Annotated in this window: 16 protein-coding genes and 1 pseudogene; 13 read left to right on the top strand and 4 right to left on the bottom strand. The window is 67.0% G+C overall.

The features are described from left to right. From ACN4F8_RS07845 to ACN4F8_RS07795, 11 genes and pseudogenes are all read left to right on the top strand, one after another. Complete coding sequence (locus ACN4F8_RS07845; RefSeq protein ID WP_419473039.1) at nucleotides 1–1104, top strand: amino acid ABC transporter permease; 1104 nt, start codon at nucleotides 1–3, stop codon at nucleotides 1102–1104. Then, nucleotides 1105–1854 carry an amino acid ABC transporter ATP-binding protein gene (locus ACN4F8_RS07840; RefSeq protein ID WP_419473038.1) on the top strand — a complete coding sequence of 250 codons (750 nt, stop codon included), beginning with the start codon at nucleotides 1105–1107 and terminating at the stop codon, nucleotides 1852–1854. Nucleotides 1855–1942: 88 nt separating this feature from the next. Then, on the top strand, nucleotides 1943–3025 hold the full coding sequence (locus ACN4F8_RS07835) for a glycerophosphodiester phosphodiesterase (protein WP_419473037.1): 1083 nt from the start codon (nucleotides 1943–1945) through the stop codon (nucleotides 3023–3025). An 82-nt stretch (nucleotides 3026–3107) separates the two neighbouring features. Next, nucleotides 3108–3848, top strand: a complete 741-nt coding sequence (locus tag ACN4F8_RS07830; RefSeq protein ID WP_419473036.1) for a DUF1223 domain-containing protein — start codon at nucleotides 3108–3110, stop codon at nucleotides 3846–3848. A gap of 85 nt (nucleotides 3849–3933) precedes the next feature. Further along, nucleotides 3934–4266: a hypothetical protein gene (locus tag ACN4F8_RS07825; protein WP_419473035.1), complete on the top strand. Its 333-nt coding sequence runs from the start codon at nucleotides 3934–3936 to the stop codon at nucleotides 4264–4266. Between the two features lie 81 nt (nucleotides 4267–4347). Continuing rightward, nucleotides 4348–5751 carry a hypothetical protein gene (locus ACN4F8_RS07820; RefSeq protein WP_419473034.1) on the top strand — a complete coding sequence of 468 codons (1404 nt, stop codon included), beginning with the start codon at nucleotides 4348–4350 and terminating at the stop codon, nucleotides 5749–5751. A 10-nt stretch (nucleotides 5752–5761) separates the two neighbouring features. Next, entirely contained in the window at nucleotides 5762–7168 is a 1407-nt protein-coding gene (locus ACN4F8_RS07815) for a multicopper oxidase family protein (RefSeq protein ID WP_419473086.1), read from the top strand. A 20-nt stretch (nucleotides 7169–7188) separates the two neighbouring features. Continuing rightward, nucleotides 7189–7698, top strand: coding sequence for a cupredoxin domain-containing protein (locus tag ACN4F8_RS07810; protein ID WP_419473033.1), 510 nt, complete (start codon nucleotides 7189–7191; stop codon nucleotides 7696–7698). Nucleotides 7699–7715: 17 nt separating this feature from the next. Next, nucleotides 7716–8174 (top strand): annotated as a pseudogene (locus ACN4F8_RS07805) (DUF411 domain-containing protein); the annotation flags it as partial. Between the two features lie 51 nt (nucleotides 8175–8225). Beyond that, the gene (locus ACN4F8_RS07800; RefSeq protein ID WP_419473085.1) at nucleotides 8226–8444 is read left to right on the top strand and encodes a copper-binding protein; all 219 of its coding nucleotides are present in this window, start codon (nucleotides 8226–8228) and stop codon (nucleotides 8442–8444) included. Between the two features lie 59 nt (nucleotides 8445–8503). Further along, nucleotides 8504–9829, top strand: a complete 1326-nt coding sequence (locus tag ACN4F8_RS07795) for a TAXI family TRAP transporter solute-binding subunit (RefSeq protein WP_419473032.1) — start codon at nucleotides 8504–8506, stop codon at nucleotides 9827–9829. An 87-nt stretch (nucleotides 9830–9916) separates the two neighbouring features. Here ACN4F8_RS07795 and ACN4F8_RS07790 read toward each other — a convergent pair whose 3' ends face one another. The 3 genes from ACN4F8_RS07790 to ettA all read right to left on the bottom strand — a co-directional run bounded on the left by ACN4F8_RS07790 (nucleotide 9917) and on the right by ettA (nucleotide 14323). Then, complete coding sequence (locus ACN4F8_RS07790) at nucleotides 9917–12016, bottom strand: DUF1631 family protein (RefSeq protein ID WP_419473031.1); 2100 nt, start codon at nucleotides 12014–12016, stop codon at nucleotides 9917–9919. A 106-nt stretch (nucleotides 12017–12122) separates the two neighbouring features. Continuing rightward, nucleotides 12123–12662: a DUF1415 domain-containing protein gene (locus ACN4F8_RS07785; RefSeq protein WP_419473030.1), complete on the bottom strand. Its 540-nt coding sequence runs from the start codon at nucleotides 12660–12662 to the stop codon at nucleotides 12123–12125. Beyond that, entirely contained in the window at nucleotides 12662–14323 is a 1662-nt protein-coding gene (gene ettA, locus ACN4F8_RS07780; RefSeq protein ID WP_419473029.1) for an energy-dependent translational throttle protein EttA, read from the bottom strand. The genes ACN4F8_RS07785 and ettA overlap by 1 nt, the downstream gene beginning before the upstream one ends. A 251-nt stretch (nucleotides 14324–14574) precedes the next feature. Here ettA and ACN4F8_RS07775 point away from each other — a divergent pair, with 251 nt between their 5' ends. Continuing rightward, entirely contained in the window at nucleotides 14575–16425 is a 1851-nt protein-coding gene (locus ACN4F8_RS07775) for a DEAD/DEAH box helicase (RefSeq protein WP_419473084.1), read from the top strand. 110 nt (nucleotides 16426–16535) lie between these two features. Further along, entirely contained in the window at nucleotides 16536–17525 is a 990-nt protein-coding gene (locus ACN4F8_RS07770) for an endonuclease/exonuclease/phosphatase family protein (RefSeq protein WP_419473083.1), read from the top strand. 3 nt (nucleotides 17526–17528) lie between these two features. Here ACN4F8_RS07770 and ACN4F8_RS07765 read toward each other — a convergent pair whose 3' ends face one another. Then, entirely contained in the window at nucleotides 17529–17912 is a 384-nt protein-coding gene (locus tag ACN4F8_RS07765) for a hypothetical protein (protein WP_419473028.1), read from the bottom strand. Between the last annotated feature and the right edge of the window lie 98 nt (nucleotides 17913–18010).

Genomic DNA, 18010 nt, shown 5'->3' with positions numbered 1-18010 from the left:
ATGACCCAGCACTTCGTGCCCATCGCTGCGCGGCCATCGCCGGTGCGCACCCGTGGCCTCGTGCCCTGGGTCAGAGCCCACCTGTTCGGGGATGTGAAGAGCAGCATCACATCGCTGTTCTTGCTCGGGCTGGCCGCCTACCTCCTGCCCGGGCTCTACAGCTGGGGCCTGGGCCATGCCGTCTTCAGCGCCGATGCACAAGCCTGCCAGAGCGCGCGCGGTGTCGGCGCCTGCTGGGGCGTGGTGACCGAAAAATACCGGCTCATCCTGCTCGGCCGGTTCCCGTTCGAGGAGCACTGGCGCCCGGTGCTGGCCACCGGTCTCATGCTGGGCGCGCTGGTGGTGAGCTGTATCCGCGCGTTCTGGAAGCCCTGGCTGGCGCTGGTGTGGGTGGCGGTGATGGCGGTCTTCTTCGTGCTCATGGGTGGCGGCGTGCTCGGCCTGTCCAGCGTGCGCACCGACCTCTGGGGCGGTCTGCCGCTCACCGTGATGCTGGCCACGCTGTCGATCTTCATGGCGTTTCCGCTGGCCATCGTGGTGGCACTGGGCCGGCGCAGCCACCTGCCGGCGATCCGCTCGGCCTGCATCGTCTACATCGAGCTGATCCGCGGTGTGCCGCTGATCTCGGTGCTGTTCATGGCCTCGTTCATGTTCCCGCTATTCATGCCGCAGGGCGTGAGCATCGACGTGCTGGTGCGCGTGGTGGTGGGCATCACGCTGTTTGCAGCGGCTTACATGGCCGAGATCGTTCGCGGCGGGCTGCAGGCCATTCCCAAAGGGCAGCTGGAAGCGGCCGACACGCTGGGCCTGAGCTACTGGCAGACGCAGCGCAAGATCGTGCTGCCGCAGGCGCTGGCGATGGTGGTGCCCAGCATCATGAACAACTTCATCTCGATCTTCAAAGACACCTCGCTGGTGACCATCGTCTCGATGTACGAGCTCACCGGCGCGCTCTCGCTGGCACTCAACTCCGACGTGAACTGGCGCCCCTTCAAGATCGAGGCCTACCTGTTCATCACGGTGGTCTATTTTCTTTTCTGCTTCGCCATGTCCCGCTACAGCCTGTGGGTCGAGAAGCAACTCTCTGCCGGCAAGGCCCGCTGAATGAACGACACCACAGAGCCCATCATCCGTTTCGACCAGGTCAACAAGTGGTTCGGCGATTTCCACGTGCTGCGCGACATCGATCTGCACGTGGCCCGGGGCGAACGCATCGTGATCTGCGGGCCGTCCGGCTCGGGCAAGTCCACCCTGATCCGCTGCATCAACCGGCTCGAAGAACACCAGGAGGGCCGCCTCGTGGTGGACGGCATCGAGCTCACCGACGACATCAAGGCCATCGACCGGGTGCGCAAGAACGTCGGCATGGTGTTCCAGCAGTTCAACCTGTTTCCCCACCTCACCGTGCTGGAGAACCTCACGCTCTCCCCGATGTGGGTCGGCAAGGTGCCGAAGAAGGAGGCCGAAGAAAAGGCCATGGTGCAACTGGAGCGCGTGCGCATTGCCGAGCAGGCCCAAAAGTTCCCGCTGCAGCTCTCCGGGGGTCAGCAGCAACGCGTGGCGATTGCCCGCGCGTTGTGCCTCACGCCCCGGATCATGCTGTTCGACGAGCCCACCTCGGCGCTCGACCCGGAGATGATCAAGGAGGTGCTCGACGTGATGGTGGAACTCGCCAACCAGGGCATCACCATGGTCTGCGTGACGCACGAAATGGGCTTTGCCAAAGCGGTGGCCGACCGGGTGATCTTCATGGACCAGGGCCAGATCGTGGAGCAGAACACGCCCGGCGAATTCTTCACCCGTCCACAGAACGAACGCAGCCGCGACTTCCTCTCCAAGATCCTCGGGCATTGATTCGTAACGCTTCTTTTCAACACCGGGTTTTTGACTTGTGGGGGTCATGTGGCGCTGACACAATGCGCGGGTTCTCAAGGAGGCCTCCATGACCGCGCAACCCCCGTTCACCGTTCAACGGCTCTCCTGGCTGCGCTGGAGCTGCACCACCGCGCTGGGGTTGTCGGTGTGGTGCGCCGGCGCTGCGTTGGCCTTTGATGCGCAGGGCCACCGCGGTGCACGGGGGCTGGCGCCCGAGAACACGCTCGCCGGCATCGAACAGGCCCTGTCCATCGGCGTGACCACGCTGGAATTCGACGTGGTGCTCAGCGCCGAGGGCGTGCCGGTGGTCTCGCACGACACCACCCCCAACCCCGACATCACCCGCGACGCCAACGGCAAATGGCTGCAGGCGCGTGGCAAGCCCTTCAACCAGCTCAGCCTGGAGGAGATCGCAAGCCTCGATGTGGGGCGCATCAACCCGTCCAGCCGCTACGCACGCGACTTCGCCCACCAGGCGCCGGTGGACGGTGAGCGCATTCCCACACTGGCCGCCGTGTTCGAGCGCATCAAGCGCCTGGGCGCGGGCCACGTGCGCTTCAACATCGAGCTCAAGCTCAACCCCAAGCGACCCGAAGAGTCGCCCACACCCGAGGCCTTTGTGCGCGCCGTGGCAGCCGTGATCAACGGCCACGGCATGGCCTCGCGCACCACGCTGCAGAGTTTTGACTGGCGTGTGCTCAGGGCCAGCCAGGCGCTCGCACCCGGCCTGCCGCTGTCGTACCTGTCGGCACAACTCCCGCGCTTCAACACCATGGCCGATGGCGACTGGACTTCAGGCCTGAAGCTGGCGGATTTTGAAGACGCACCCAGCATGGTGGCCGCTGCGGGCGGCAAGCTCTGGTCGCCCCATTTCAGCGATCTGAGCCAGGCCACGCTGGCGCGGGCGCGCGCGCTCAGCCTGCGCGTGATTCCGTGGACGGTGAACGACACCGCCGACATGGCACGCCTCATCGACTGGGGTGTGGACGGCCTCATCACCGACCACCCCGACCGCCTGCGCAGCGTGATGCAGGAGCGCGGCATGGTCCTGCCACCCGTGGTGACCAGGCCGGCGGCCAGCGCCCGCGCGACCCTGCCCGAACCCGTGCCGCAGCCGGTGCGCTTCGGCGTGGCACCCGACCTGCGCTGACGCCGCCCACCTCTGGTCGGCCTGTGTGTAAGCCCACGGCCCTGCGGCCGACCAACCGCCATTCCCACCTCTGGAGATGGCCATGTCCACCGCCCTGCCCCGCTTCGTTGTCCTTGCTGGCGCCCTTTCGGCCGCCGTTTCTGTGGCAGCCCAGACCTGCGAGGCGCGCTCGGGACCCAGGCCACCGGCTGTGGTCGCGCTCTACACCTCCGAGGGCTGCAGCTCGTGCCCGCCGGCCGACCGCTGGCTCTCCACCCTCAAACCACAAGACAACGTGCTGGCGCTCTCGTTCCACGTGAACTACTGGAACCACCTGGGCTGGCGCGACCCGTTTGCCACCAAGGAAACCACCGCCCGCCAGTACCAGCTGAAAGAAGCGCTGGGCGGCAAGTACGTGTACACGCCGCAGGTCGTGCTCAATGGCCGCGACCACCGGGGTTGGCACGGCCAGCGCGCCAGCAGCCTGAGCGGTCTGCCCGCCGCAGTTGCACCGGCCCTGCGATTGAGCCGTCAGGGCAACGTGGTCACCGCGCAGATGGCGGCCGCGCCCGGGAGCGAGCCGGCGGGCGAACTGGCAGGCTACTGGGCGGTGCTGCAAGACGGACTGGTGAGCAAGGTCACACGCGGCGAGAACGCGGGCGAAGACCTGCGCCACGACCACGTGGTGAGCCTGTACCAGCCGGTGCCGGCCTGGAAGGCTGCACAGGGCGGCAGTGCGCAGCTCACGCTGCCCGCCGGCTCCACGCAGCGGGTGGCCTTTGTGGTGACCAACCCCGGTCTGACCCAGCCGTTGCAGGCGCTGGTGCTGCATTGCCCCGCCTGAAAAACCGGAATCGGGCGCCGGTGATGGAACCAAAGCGCCTCGGTCCGTATCATTCCGACCCATGCGCCACTGGTTCCTCGTCCTCATGATCGCCTTGCTGCCCCTGCGCGGCTGGGTGGGCGACGCCATGGCGGTGGACATGCTGGCCCAGCCCGCACACGCCACCATGGCGATGGGTGATCACGGCGCAGGCCACGGCGAGGCACACGCCCAGTGCGCCTGCGACGAACACGCTGCAGCCACCGACATGGGCGCTGACCACCAGCACACGGCCTGCGACGTCTGCAACGTGCCGGCCCTGGCCATGTCGGTACCCGGGCTGCAGATGCCACCCGCAGCCTCCACCCAGCTCGCAGTGCCTGCCGAGCGCTTCGCCAGCAGCGAGCCCCAACAGGGCATCAAGCCACCCATTTCCTGAGTTCACACACCACAGGTGCGTCCGCCGCGACCCGTTCAGGGTGCTGCAGCGGGCGCTGGTCCGTGATTTCAGGAGATTCCCATGATGGTTTTACGGCGGTTGTCACCGCCTTTGAAGAGCACCCCACGTCGCGCTGCGGCCTTGGGCCTTGCGCTGTCGGCGGTCTGCTGGTCGGCGCAGGCGCAGACATCGAGCGCCCTGCAGGCCGCCGATCCGGCGACGCCCACACCGGCAACAGCTCCGCTGGTGCTGCCCCCCACCGGCTCGGCCGCCGCGCTCGAACGCCCGGCCGACCTCGCCCGCGCACGCGAGATCTGGCAACGCGCCAACGAGCGTGTGGCCGAATTCCCGCGCGGCCACATCGACCTGTTGCGCTGGGAAGCACAGAACCCCGGCAACGCTGCGCCCGCGCCCAACGGCACCGGTGCAAAACCAGCGCCGCTGGACCTGGCACAGGCCCTGCGCCAGTCGCTGCGTCACCGGCCCGAGCTCTTCACCCGCGCCGACATGAACGCGCTGGAGAAGAGTGCGGTGCAGGTGGCCTACGCCAGGCACGTGCGCGATGTGCAGCGCGCCTGGGTCGACGCGGTGAGCACCCGCCAGAGCGCACGCCAGATGAGCGAGTTGTGGGAAGCCACCCGCACCGGCAGCGAACTCGGCCGGCGCATGGTGGTCGCCGGCAACTGGAGCCAGGCCAAGCTCATGCGCGAACAACTCACCGAGGCCAGCGCGTGGCAGGTGAGCGTGAACGCGCAGGGCGAAGCCCTGGCCGCGCTGGAGCGTCTGGCGCAACTGCTCGGCCTGTGGGAAGCCAAAGCGGTCTCGCAGCTGGGCGAGCGCTTGCCCGAGAACCTGCCCGCCGCGCCGGCGCGCCCGACCCCCGGCGCGGGTCTCACCGAGGCCACGCTGGAAGCCGGGGTGCTGCAAGCCGACCCGCTGCTGGCACTGCAACGCGTTGAGGCACAGCGCGAGCTCGGCGCGGTCGGTGCAGACCGCAAGCAGGTGTGGGCAGCAGCGGCCGACGCCGCGCTCTCGGCCATGCCCGATCCGGGCACCACCGCCACCCCGCCGCACATCGACAACCTCTCCTTGCTGCGCGACCACCCGCTGGAGCGCGCCACCCGCGCCGAGGCCCGGCTGCTGCGTGCAGCCGGCGAGCGCCGCTCCATGGCGCGCCAGGCCTGGGCGCAACTGCAGGCACGCCACGCCAGCGCGCTGCACGCGCAAAACGTGGTGGGCCAGCTGCAGGCGGCGCTGGAGCAGGAAACCCTGCTGCGCTACAACGGCATGCTGCAAAGCAGCTGGGACCTGCTGGCCAGCGCGCGCGAACGCATGCAGTCGCTCGACACCGCCCTGCTGGCCCGCCGCGATTACTGGCGCGCCCAGGCCGACTGGCAAGCCCTGCTGGCCGGCGCCGACTACGCCGGCCCCGACCCCTCTTCAACCGCCGGCGCAGGCGCCGCCAACGCCCCGGCAGGACACTGACATGAACAAAATGAACCGAAGAAACTGGCTCACCAACGCCACCATGGGTGCCGCCGTGGGCGCGGTGGCCGCCAGCAGCGTGAGCCGCGTGGCGCTGGCCGCCATCCCCGAGCCGGTGCAGCAAACCTCCGCCAACACCGCCCCGCCCTGGACGCCTCCCGGGGTGACGGGCGCGGGCCGGCCCTACAACCCGGTGGTCACGCTCAACGGCTGGACCGCGCCCTGGCGCATGAACGCCGGGGTCAAGGAGTTCCACCTCGTGGCCGAGCCGGTGGTGCGCGAGATGGCGCCGGGCTTCATGGTCAACATGTGGGGCTACAACGGCCAGAGCCCGGGCCCGACCATCGAGGTGGTCGAGGGCGACCAGGTGCGCATCTATGTGACCAACCGACTGCCCGAGCACACCACCATCCACTGGCACGGCCAGCGCCTGCCCAACGGCATGGACGGTGTGGGTGGCCTGAACCAGCCGCAGATTCCGGTGGGCAAGACCTTTGTGTACGAGTTCACCGCGCGCCGCCCCGGCACCTTCATGTACCACCCGCACGCCGATGAAATGACGCAGATGGCCATGGGCATGATGGGGTTCTGGGTCACGCACCCGAAACAGAAACATCCGCTGATCGACGACGTGCAGCGTGACTACTGTTTCCTGCTCAACGCCTTCGACGTGGAGCCCGGCAGCATGACGCCGCAGGTCAACACCATGCTGGACCAGAACATCTGGAGCTGGAACAGCCGCGTGTTCCCCGGCATCACGCCGCTGGTGGCGCGCCTGGGCGAGCGGGTGCGCGTGCGCGTGGGCAACCTCACCATGACCAACCACCCGATCCACATCCACGGCATCGAGTTCGAGGTGAGCGGCACCGACGGCGGCCCCACGCCCAAGGGCTCGCGCTGGCCCGAGGTGACCACCGACGTGGCCGTGGGCCAGATGCGCCAGTTGGAGTTCATCGCCGACGAGCCGGGCGACTGGGCCATGCACTGCCACAAGAGCCACCACACCATGGGCGCCATGGGCCACGGTGTGCCCACCATGATCGGCGTGGACCACCGCGGCCTGGTCAAGCCACTGCAACGCGCCGTGCCCGACTACATGGTGATGGGCGAGCGCGGCATGGCCGACATGGGCGAGATGCAGATGGAAATTCCGGCCAACACCTTCCCCATGATGACCGGCACCGGGCCGTATGGCCCGATCGAGATGGGCGGCATGTTCACCACGCTCAAGGTGCGCGCCGACCAGAAGGCCGGCGACTACACCGACCCCGGTGTCTACAAGATGCCGCCCGGCACGCAGGCGCGCCTGGTGGACACCGGCGCTGCGCCCGCAGCCACGCGCCCCGCAGCGCCCACCTCGACAACACCACCCGCCGCCACCGTGCGCAAGCCCGCCGGCGGCCACAGCAACCACTGAACCTTTCCCGGAGAACACACATGACCTTCAAGACCCGACGCAGCCTGCTCGCCTTGCCCCTCGCCCTCCCCTTCGCACTGGCCCTGCCGCGCGCCTTTGCCCACGGCGAACAACACGGCAAGGCCGCCGGCCCCGTGGTGAAAGAACAAAAACCCTGGGGCATCGCGGGCGAGCCGGCCCGGGCCCGACGCACGGTGGACATCCGCATGAGCGACGACATGAAAATGGTGCCCAACCACCTCGAAGTGCGCGAGGGCGAGACGTTGCGCATCCGCGCCATCAACGCGGGCAACGTGCTGCACGAGATCGTGATCGGCACGGGCGACGAGCTCAGGGCCCACGCCGAGATGATGAAAAAATTTCCCAAGATGGAGCACGACGAGCCCTACATGGCACACGTGGCCGCTGGCCAACAAGGCGAGATCGTCTGGACCTTCAACCGACCCGGCAACTTCGAATTCGCCTGCCTGATCGCCGGCCACTTCGAAGCCGGCATGCGCGGCACCATCCGCGTCACCCCCAAAGCCTGACACCCAAGGAGCCCACCATGCAACGACGTTCCCTCATCAGCGCAGCCGCGGCTTTCACCGCAGCCGTGGCCATGCCCACCTGGGCACAAACACCCTCCGCCCCGCCGGTGCTGCAGGTCTGGAAAGACCCCAACTGCGGCTGCTGCCAGGACTGGGTGAAATACATGCAGGCCGAAGGCTTCCAGGTGCAGGTGTTCGACACCGGCAACGCTGCGGTGCGCAAGCGCCTGGGTCTGCCCGACGCATTCGGCTCCTGCCACACCGGTCTGATCGGTGGCTACGTGATCGAAGGCCATGTGAACGCGCGCGAGGTCCGCCGCCTGCTGGCCGAGAAGCCCAAAGCCATCGGCCTGGCCGTGCCCGGCATGCCGGTGGGCAGCCCGGGCATGGACGGCCCGGTCTACGGCGAGCGACGCGACGCCTACGACGTGGTGCTGGTGCAGCCCGACGGCACCGGCCGCGTGTACCAGCACTACGCCGGCAACGCGGCCGGCTTCAAGCGCACCGGCACCGCAGAGGCCTTGCCCATGGCCGAGGGCGAGGTGCGCAAGGTGGACACGGCCGCCGGCAAGATCTCACTCAAACACGGTGAGATCAAGAACCTGGACATGCCGCCCATGACCATGGTGTTCCAGGTCAGCGACCCGGCGCTGCTCACCAAAGTGAAGGCCGGCGACAAGGTGCGCTTCACCGCCAAGCAGGTCAATGGCGCCTACACCGTGACGAGCATCGAAGCAGCGCCCTGAACCCGGCGCGAAGGCCGGGAGAAACAGGTGGTTGCAAAGGGGCATGCTAAGGTTCCGGCATGCCCCAGACCCTGCGCTACACGCTCATCTCGCTGCGCGAGATGGTCATGTCATTCGGCCCCTTCGCCCTGCTCACCGTGGCCCTGCTGGGCCTGGCCTACTGGTGGCTCGACCCCAACCCACCCCAGCGCGTGGTGCTGGCCACCGGCCCCGACCAAAGTGCCTACGCCGAGTTCGGCAAACGCTACGCCGAGTCGCTGGCGCGCTACGGCATCACGGTGGAGCTGCTGTCGTCCGAAGGCTCGTCGGCCAACCTCGAACTGCTGCGCACCGGCCGCGCCGACCTCGGCTTCGTGCAGGGCGGCACGGCCGACATCGCCTACGACGAGGAAGACACCATCACCTCGCTGGGCAGCCTGTTCGTCGAGCCCTTGTGGCTCTTCTACCGCGAAGACTCGGCCAGGCGCCTGCGCAAATCACCCACGGTCAGCAACCTGGCCGAGTTGAGTGGCTGGCGCGTCAACGTGGGCACTGCCGGCAGCGGTGTGCCGCGCCTGTTCTCCACGCTGCTCGACGTCAACCGCGTGGACCCAAAGCAACTGCGCCTGAGTGAACTGGAGCAGACCCCGGCCACGGTGGCGTTTCTGGGCGGCGAGCTCGACGCGGTGGTGTTCGCCTCGGCCCCCGAGTCGCTGATGGTGCAGATGCTGCTGCAGACCCCGGGCGTGAAGCTGCTCGACTTTGCGCAAAGCGAGGCGTATTCAAGACGCTTTGCTTACCTCACGCCGGTGGTCATGCCGCAAGGGGTGGTGGATCTCGCGCGCAACATCCCCACCCGCGACGTGCGGCTGGTCGCCTCCACCACCAGCCTGCTGGCGCACAGCGACACGCACCCGGCCATCCTGCAGCTGTTTGCGCAAACGGCGACCGGGCTGCACGGCAGCTCGGGATGGTTCAGCAAGGCGCGCGAATATCCCAGCCTGGCCCACAGCGAAGTGCCCATATCGCCCGAGGCCTCGCGCGCCATCCAGAACGGCGCGCCCTTCCTGCAGCGCTACCTGCCGTTCTGGCTCGCCAACCTGATCGAGCGCATGTGGCTGGCCATGGGCCTGATCCTGGCACTCGCCCTGCCGCTCTCGCGCATCGTGCCCCCGCTCTACACCTTCCGCATCCGCAAACGCGTGTTCCGCTGGTACGCCGAGCTGCGCGACGTGGAACAACGTTTCGAAGCCGACGCCGGCAAAGCCGCCGAACTGGTCGAACAGCTCGACGCCATGGAATCCAAGGTGGAGAAGGTGGTGGTGCCGCTGTCGTACACCGACGAGCTCTACGCACTGCGCAACAACATCCACCTGGTGCGCAAGAAGCTGCTGAGAAAGGTTTAGAGGCGTTTTGCCGCCGGGCCGCCCCAAGGCAAAACAACCCCCTCGGGGGGCAGCGGACCTCGCGCAGCGGGGGAGCGTGGGGGCCTTCTAGATGCCTTCAGCCTTCAGGCTGTTCAGCCAGGCCTGGCGCGTCACTTCATCAAGCGCTTCGTCCACCACGCCGTGGTCCGCCACGATCCGCAGCTTGTCTTGCTCGATCAGGCGGTCCAGCCCGCGGCGGGTCATGGAGAGCGATCGGCCATGCGGGCCTGAAAACAAAAACAGCGTGCCGTGCGGGCTGGCCCAGCTGATCTGGCAACGAACGGCTTGCCCGTCCTGCCACATGTCGACCCAGGTGCCGATGCTGAGCTGCGACGGCGGCTGCGACACCATCTCAGCCTTGAGGTCCACCCAGTCCCGCTGCAGGGGCTGGGTGTCCACAAACGACGGTTGGGTGTCGGGCTGGGATTCGGGCGACACGTCGTCCATGAAGCAGGTGTCACGCGCCTCGGCGGGTTGCATCCAGGGCTCCAGGTCGTCCTCAAACTGCACGCTGGGCATGTTGTCGGACGGCGGCTCGGCGCGCTGCGTCTTGTAGGCGGCTTCGTGCAGCCCCATCAATGCCTGGAAGAACGCCTCGGCCTGCTCTCGGGGGTAGTCGATGGAATCCAGTCCTTCGCGCAGGGTGCGCAAAACGCCGGGAATGATTTTCACCAGGCGCGGGCGGTTCAGGCTGGCCAGCGCAAGCTGGCTCGACCACAGCAGGTCCGGCAGGATGTCGGTGTAGCGCATCGCCGGCATCTCCGAGGTGCCCAGGCCGGTGGCGTTGGACACTTCCAGCCGGGCCTGCGCCACCACCTGGGCCCAGGGACCGGTGAGAAAGCGCCGCACCACACCAGGCGAGCGGGCGAAATCGTTGCGGGAACGGAACTCGGCGGCCACCCGCTCGGCCAGCAGGTTGCGCTGCTCCACCCGCACCAGTGTCTTCACGGCCAGGCCTCGCGCCTGCACCTGCTCGGGTGCCATGGCCTCGGTCTGGGAGCGGTTGAAGTGCTGAAGCAGACCCGGGAAACGATCGGCGAGGTCTGGACCGGGTTTTTGCAGCGCGTCGATGATGTTGCGCACCTGGCGCGAGAACCCGGCGTAGCCACGGTCCTGCTCATTCGTGTAGGCGAGGCTGTGCTCGGTGATGGCGTCCAGCAGGCGCCGTGCGGGGTTCTGCCGGTCGGCAAAAAAGCGGGGTTCGGTGCGCGCCACCTGCAGCAACGCAGGTTTCATGTCCTGCAGCATCTCGCGCACCGGTTGCAGCAAGCGCTCGTCGGCCGCGATCTGTTTGAGCATGAGCGAGACCACTTCACTGGCCAGCGTGCGCACCATGGCATTGCCCGTGCCGGCGATGCCTGGCTCGCGCTGGGCGTCTTCGCCTGGCTGCTCCAGGTTGCCCACCAGCAACTGATGCAGGTGGTCGAGCGTGAGCAGCGCATCGGCGCCCAGACCGGTCTCTTCCTGCGCGCCACCGACCCGTCGGCCCGTGGGAGCTTCGGCGCTGGCGGTGCGGACATCGGGCGCCTGAATCACGTTGTAGCCCGCCGCCGCCACACCCATGCGCTCCAGCAGAGTGCTGAGGTGCGTGTAGAGGCCCTGCAACTCGTTGCCCAGGGAGATGGCACCGGTCTGCAGCCAGCGCGAGCGCACGGCAGGCTCCACGCTCAAACCCTTGAGGGACTTGATCAGGGCGCCGACCACCACATCGGCGCGCAAGGGGTTGGCATCGGCATTGACGCTGAGCATGCCCTGCGCGGTGCACAGACGGGCGGTGAGCTCGACGATTTCATGGTCCACCGTCATGTTGACGATTTGCTGTACTCGGGCCAGCTCGACCGTCTCCTGCACCTGGTCGTCACCCATGAGTTCGAGCTCGTCGAAACTCACCGACTTCGCCCGGCGCGGCTGCGCGTCGGTGCCTGGCAGGGCGTTGCCCACCGAATCGCCAAGCGCCGCGAGAAACCGGGTGGCGATCAGGTCGCGGTGGGATTCCAGCGCGGTGCGTGCCTCGACGAAAACCTGCTTGTCGCCCAGCTGCCGGGCCGACAACTCTTTGTCCTTGAGGTCACCGTGCAACCTGTCCAGCCAGCGCGGCACCCACTCACGTGTTTGCGCGAGGGCCTCTTTGAGGCAGGCGTCAAAAGCCTGGAGATGGGCATCCATGCGGGCAGGTTCCTTCAATCAAAAGTCCAAGGTTCAATGGCTGAACCATTGTGACGACCTGCCACCCCCCACACAACCGGAAAAAGAAACCGGATGTCCCCGCTGTTCAAGCTTTAGACATGAGGGTGCGCCAACCCTCGGTACCGAGATCGCGCAGGGTCTGCAGGTTGCGCTCGACGATGGCGTCGGCGTCTCCACCGTCGGTGTCCACCGCACGCTCCACGCTCTCTTCGCGCAACAGGTGCAGGGTGGGAAAGGGCGCGCGGTTGGTGCAGTTGGTCACGTCGTCGGGCTCGGTGCCCTCGAACTGGAACAGCGGGTGAAACGGCGCGACCTGGATCACCCCTTCAAGCTCGTGCTCGGCCACCACGTCGTCGACCACGTTGAGGAAGTCGTTGAAGACCTCGAAGTCGGGGAACAGTGTGGCGTGCACCAGCAGCGTGGTGTCGATGGCCTCAGCCGGTGTGCTCACCAGCAGTGTGAGTTCGCGGTCAAGGTCGTCCAGAAATGCATCCAGGTGCCTCGCCGTGCTCACCACGATGCGCACCTGGTTCTTGACATACACGGCCCGAGCAAACGGGCACAGGTTCAGGCCGATGACGGCCTTTTCCAGCCAGTGGCGCGTGGCGGCTTCGACGTCCTGCATCACTTCAGCGCTTTGAAGCGCATGCGCTTGGGCTTCGCACCTTCTTCACCCAGACGCTTCTTCTTGTCGGCTTCGTATTCCTGGTAGTTGCCGTTGAAGAACACCCACTGGCTGTCGCCTTCGGCGGCCAGGATGTGCGTGGCGATGCGGTCCAGGAACCAGCGGTCGTGGCTGATGACGAGTGCGCAACCGGCGAACTCCAGCAGCGCGTCTTCCAGCGCGCGCAGGGTTTCCACGTCCAGGTCGTTCGAGGGTTCGTCCAGCAGCAGCACGTTGCCGCCTTCGGCCAGGGTCTTGGCCAGGTGCAGGCGCCCGCGTTCGCCGCCCGAAAGGCTGCCCACGCGCTTTTGCTGGTCGCCGCCGGAGAAGTTGAAACGGCCGCAGTAGGCGCGGCTGGGCATCTGGAACTTGCCCACGGTGATCATGTCCAGGCCACCGGAGATGTCTTCCCACACGGTCTTCTCGCCGGCCAGGCCATCGCGGCTCTGATCCACCACCGCCATGCGCACGGTCTGACCGATCTTCACTTCACCGCTGTCGGGTTGCTCCTTGCCGGAGATCAGCTTGAACAGCGTGGACTTGCCCGCGCCGTTGGGGCCGATGATGCCGACGATGGCACCGGCCGGAATCTGGAAGCTCAGGTTGTCGATGAGCAGGCGGTCGCCGAAGGACTTGCTGACGTTCTTGAACTCGAACACTTCGTTGCCCAGGCGCTCGGCCACGGGGATGAAGATCTCGGTGGTCTCGTTGCGCTTCTGGTAGTCCACATCGCTCAGCTCTTCAAAGCGCGCCAGGCGCGCCTTGCTCTTGGCCTGGCGGCCCTTGGGGTTCTGGCGCACCCACTCCAGTTCCTTCTTCATGGCCTTGGTGCGCGCGTCTTCGGTGCGCTGCTCTTGCTCCAGGCGGGCTTCCTTCTGCTCCAGCCAGGTCGAGTAGTTGCCCTTGTACGGAATGCCGTGGCCGCGGTCGAGTTCGAGAATCCACTCGGCTGCGTTGTCCAGGAAATAACGGTCGTGGGTGATGGCCACCACGGTGCCGGGGAAGCGCTTCAAGAACTGCTCCAGCCAGTCCACCGACTCGGCGTCCAGGTGGTTGGTGGGCTCATCAAGCAAGAGCATGTCGGGCTTGGAGAGCAGCATGCAGCACAGCGCCACGCGGCGTTTTTCACCACCCGAGAGCACGCCGACCTTGGCGTCCCACGGGGGCAGACGCAAGGCATCGGCCGCGATTTCGAGCTGGTGTTCACCGTCGGTGCCCGAGGTGGAGATGATGGCTTCCAGCTGCGCCTGTTCGGCGGCCAGCGCGTCGAAGTCGGCGTCTTCTTCGGCGTAAGCGGCGTACACCTCTTCCAGGCGCTTCTGCGCGGCGCGCACGCCGCTCATGCTGTTTTCAACCGCTTCGCGCACGCTCTGCTCGGGGTCGAGCTGTGGCTCCTGCGGCAGATACCCGATGCGGATGCCCGGCATCGGGATGGCTTCGCCTTCGATTTCCTTGTCGATGCCGGCCATGATCTTCAGCAGCGTGGACTTGCCCGAACCGTTGGTGCCGAGCACGCCGATCTTGGCGCCGGGGAAGAAGGAGAGCGAAATGTCCTTGAGGATCTGACGCTTGGGCGGCACGATTTTGCCGACCTTGTTCATGGAAAAGACGTATTGAGCCATTGCTGTGTGCCTGGGAAATCTGCGCCGAGGGTCGGCACGAAACCGCCAATTATCCCAGCATGCGACAATACGGCTCGTTGGGCACTTCAGTTGGCTCAACACCAGCCTTTCGCTGGGGTGCTCGCCAACCACTGGTGGCACCAAACCCCTGAATCCATCTGCCCCAGACTGGCCGGGTGCCGCTTCCAACACCGAAGCGGCTCACGGAGTGGCCGATGCCCCCAGCGCCCTGGACGGGCGCCTCCAAAAAAATGACCTTTGACGATCTGAATCTGGCCCCGGCCATCGTGCAAGCCGTGCGTGAGCATGGCTACGAAACACCCACCCCCATCCAGGCCGAGGCGATTCCCGCCGTGCTGGCCGGGCGCGACCTGCTCGGTGGCGCCCAGACGGGCACCGGCAAGACCGCTGCCTTCACCCTGCCCCTGCTGCAACGCCTGGCCGACGGTGAGCGCGCCAAGAACCGCTTCGGCGGCGTGGCCATCCGTGCGCTGGTGCTCACCCCCACCCGTGAACTCGCCGCGCAAGTTGAAGAGTCGGTGCGCGTCTACGGCAAGCACCTCACGCTGACCTCCACCGTTGTTTTCGGCGGTGTGGGCATGAACCCGCAGATCAACGCCATGAAGCGCGGTGTGGACGTGCTGGTGGCCACCCCCGGCCGCCTGCTCGACCTGCAGCAACAAGGTTTCCTCGACCTCTCCGGCGTGCAGATGCTGGTGCTCGATGAAGCCGACCGCATGCTCGACATGGGCTTCATCCACGACGTGAAGAAGATCCTGGCGCTGGTGCCGAAAGAAAAGCAGAGCCTGCTGTTCTCCGCCACCTTCAGCGACGAGATCCGCGACCTCGCGAGCAACCTGCTCAAGGACCCGCTGCACATCCAGGTGACCCCGCGCAACACCACCGTGCAGCGCATCACCCAGGTGATCCACCCGGTGGGCCGTGGCAAGAAGAAGGCCTTGCTCGTGCACATCATCAACCAGCACAACTGGAGCCAGGTGCTGGTGTTCACCCGCACCAAGTTCGGCGCCAACAACGTGGCCGAGTTCCTCACGAAAAACGGCATCCAGGCGATGGCGCTGCACGGCAACAAGAGCCAGGGTGCCCGCACCCAGGCGCTGGCCGGCTTCAAGAGCGGCGACATCCGCGCCCTGGTGGCCACCGACATCGCAGCCCGCGGCATCGACATCGACGAGCTGCCGCACGTGGTGAACTACGAAATCCCGAACGTCAGCGAAGACTACGTGCACCGCATCGGCCGCACCGGCCGTGCGGGCAACAGCGGTGAAGCGGTGAACCTCGTGAGCCTGGACGAAGAAGGTTTCATGATGGAGATCGAGCGCTTCACCAAGCAGCGCATTCCGGTGCAGATGTTCCCCGAGTTCATGCCCGAGCCGGGTGAGAAGGCCGAGCCCATCGCCATGGGCCGCCAGACCATCTGGGGCGGTGCCGGCAAGCCGCCGAGCCGCGACGTGATGGCTGCGGCCGCCAAGGCCGCGCGCACGGAGATGATGCAGCGCGTGCGTGAGAAAAAAGCCGGTGAGCCGCAACAAGGCCGTGGCAACGGCGGCGGTGGTGGCCAGCGCCAGCGCCCGGCCGGTGACGGCGCCCAGATCGACGGACCGCGCGGCGAAGGCCGCCGTGGTGGTGGCAACGGTGGCGGTCAACGCGCGAACGGCAACGGTGGCGGCAACGGCCAGCCACGCCACAACAACGGCCCACGCAACGGTGGCGGCAATGGTGGCCAGGGTCCACGCCCACCGCGCCAGCAGGCCGATCGCGGCGACCGCATGGACCGCGCACCGCGCGAAGACCGTGGCCCGCGTGAAGACCGCGAACCCGGCGCCGAGCGCCAGCCCGGCCCCAACGCCCACCTGGGCAGTCTGCGCATCAAAGAGCCACGCCCACGCGCGGCCAATCCGGGCGGCCAGCCCGACCCGCTGCGCACCAGCATCGACGCCATGCGCACCGGCAACCGCGGTGGCAAGGGCGGCGGTGGTGGCGGTGGCCGAGGCGGCCCACGTGGTGGTGGTGGTGGTGGTGGCGGTGGTGGTGGTGGCAACGCCGACCCATTGCGCACCAACTACGGCCGCATCCGCTGAACGGGTCGCTGAACTACAGTGCGGTCATGCAAAACGACCGCACGCTCCCCGCTCCCGACGCCCCGTCTGCCTTCATCGGCAACGGGGCGTCGCCACGTTGGGCCACGCTCATGGTGGCCACCTGCAACGTGCTCAACCTGGCCCAACCCGGGCGCCATTTCTACGACGGTCAGGACCCGTACACCAACACCGAGTTCGATCGCAAGGTCGAGTGGCTCGGCAACCGCTTCAAGGCGCTCAATGCCGATGTGATCGCTGTGCAGGAGGTGTGGGACGAACTCGCCCTGCGCGCGGCGGTGGCGCGCAGCGGTCTGCAATACAATTCGGTGGTGGTGCCCGGCGCCGAGAACGGCCCGGGGCAAGCCGGCGCACAAGGCACGCCGCGCGTGGGCATCGTCACCCGCCTGAAGCTGGAGTCGGTCGAGTCCATCGTCAACTTTCCCGCTGCGGCCGTGGTGCAGGTGCCCGGCCTGGGCGCGCACACCCGCTTCGAGCGTCCGCCGCTGGTGGCCACGCTGCGCATGAAACACGGCCAGCCGGTGTGCGTGATCACGGCGCACCTGAAAAGCAAACGGCCCAAGTACCTTGAAGACGCCAGCGGCAAGACGATCGAGGACACCGACGACCCCGGCGTGCAAGCGCTGGGTTCCATGCGGTCGCTGATCATGCGCGCCAGCGAAGCGCTGGCGCTGCGCCTGAAGGTGGTGGAACTGCTGCACCGCACGCGCTTGCCGCTGGTGCTGATGGGCGACCTCAACGACGGTCCGCACAGCGTGACCACCCAGCTGATCGCCGCCACCTCGCAGGTGGCCTACGACAAGGGTGCGCGCGACAACGCGCTGTTCAGCGCGTGGGACGTGCAGGGCGAAGCCGCGCTGCGCCGAGACGTGGCCTATTCACACATCCATCAAGGCTACCCCGAGGTGCTGGACCAGGTGCTGGTGAGCGAGGAGTTTGTGGCCGGTGGCCGCGGTGCCATCGGCGATGTGCGCCGGGTGGAGGTGTTCAACGACCACCTGTTCGAAGGCCGCGACCGCAGCCGCAGCGACCACGGTTTTGTGCGCGCCTTGCTCCGGCTGCGCCTGCCCGATGGGGTGTGAACCTCAGACCTTGACGAACGCAGTGACCAGCGGCTCGTCACCCACCTGCCGGCTCCAGTGGCCGTGCACGGTGGCATCGAATGTGGCGCCCGCAGGCAAGGTGTCGGCCGAATAAAAGTGCTCGCCCGCGCCGAAGATGCGCGAACTGCCGTCCTGCAACCCGATCTCCATCTGGCCGCTCAGCACAAACAACCACTGCGGCGCGCCGGTGCAATGAAACTCGCTGCGAAACCCCACCGGGCTCTGGCGCAACTGCAGGCAGCTGGCGGGCAGCACAGCCGACAGGCGCGCAGCGGGTGTGCCTTCGGTGAGGTCGATGGCTTCCTCGCGGAACCGGGCACGACCGTCGGTGTCGGTGAACAGCACGACCTTGGTGAAGGGGTTCATGAAGGCTCCTGAAAAGGTGCCCGGTTGTACCAGACAGCACGGGCCCGACAGCACAACGCCCGGCTCCCTCTGAAGGAAGCCGGGCGTTGGCGTTTTCA

Source organism: Hydrogenophaga sp., from assembly GCF_048549895.1.
In the GTDB taxonomy this organism is placed as follows: domain Bacteria; phylum Pseudomonadota; class Gammaproteobacteria; order Burkholderiales; family Burkholderiaceae_C; genus Hydrogenophaga.
The sequence above is the reverse complement of the archived record's forward strand: the minus strand, read 5'-3'. Positions and strand labels throughout refer to the sequence as shown.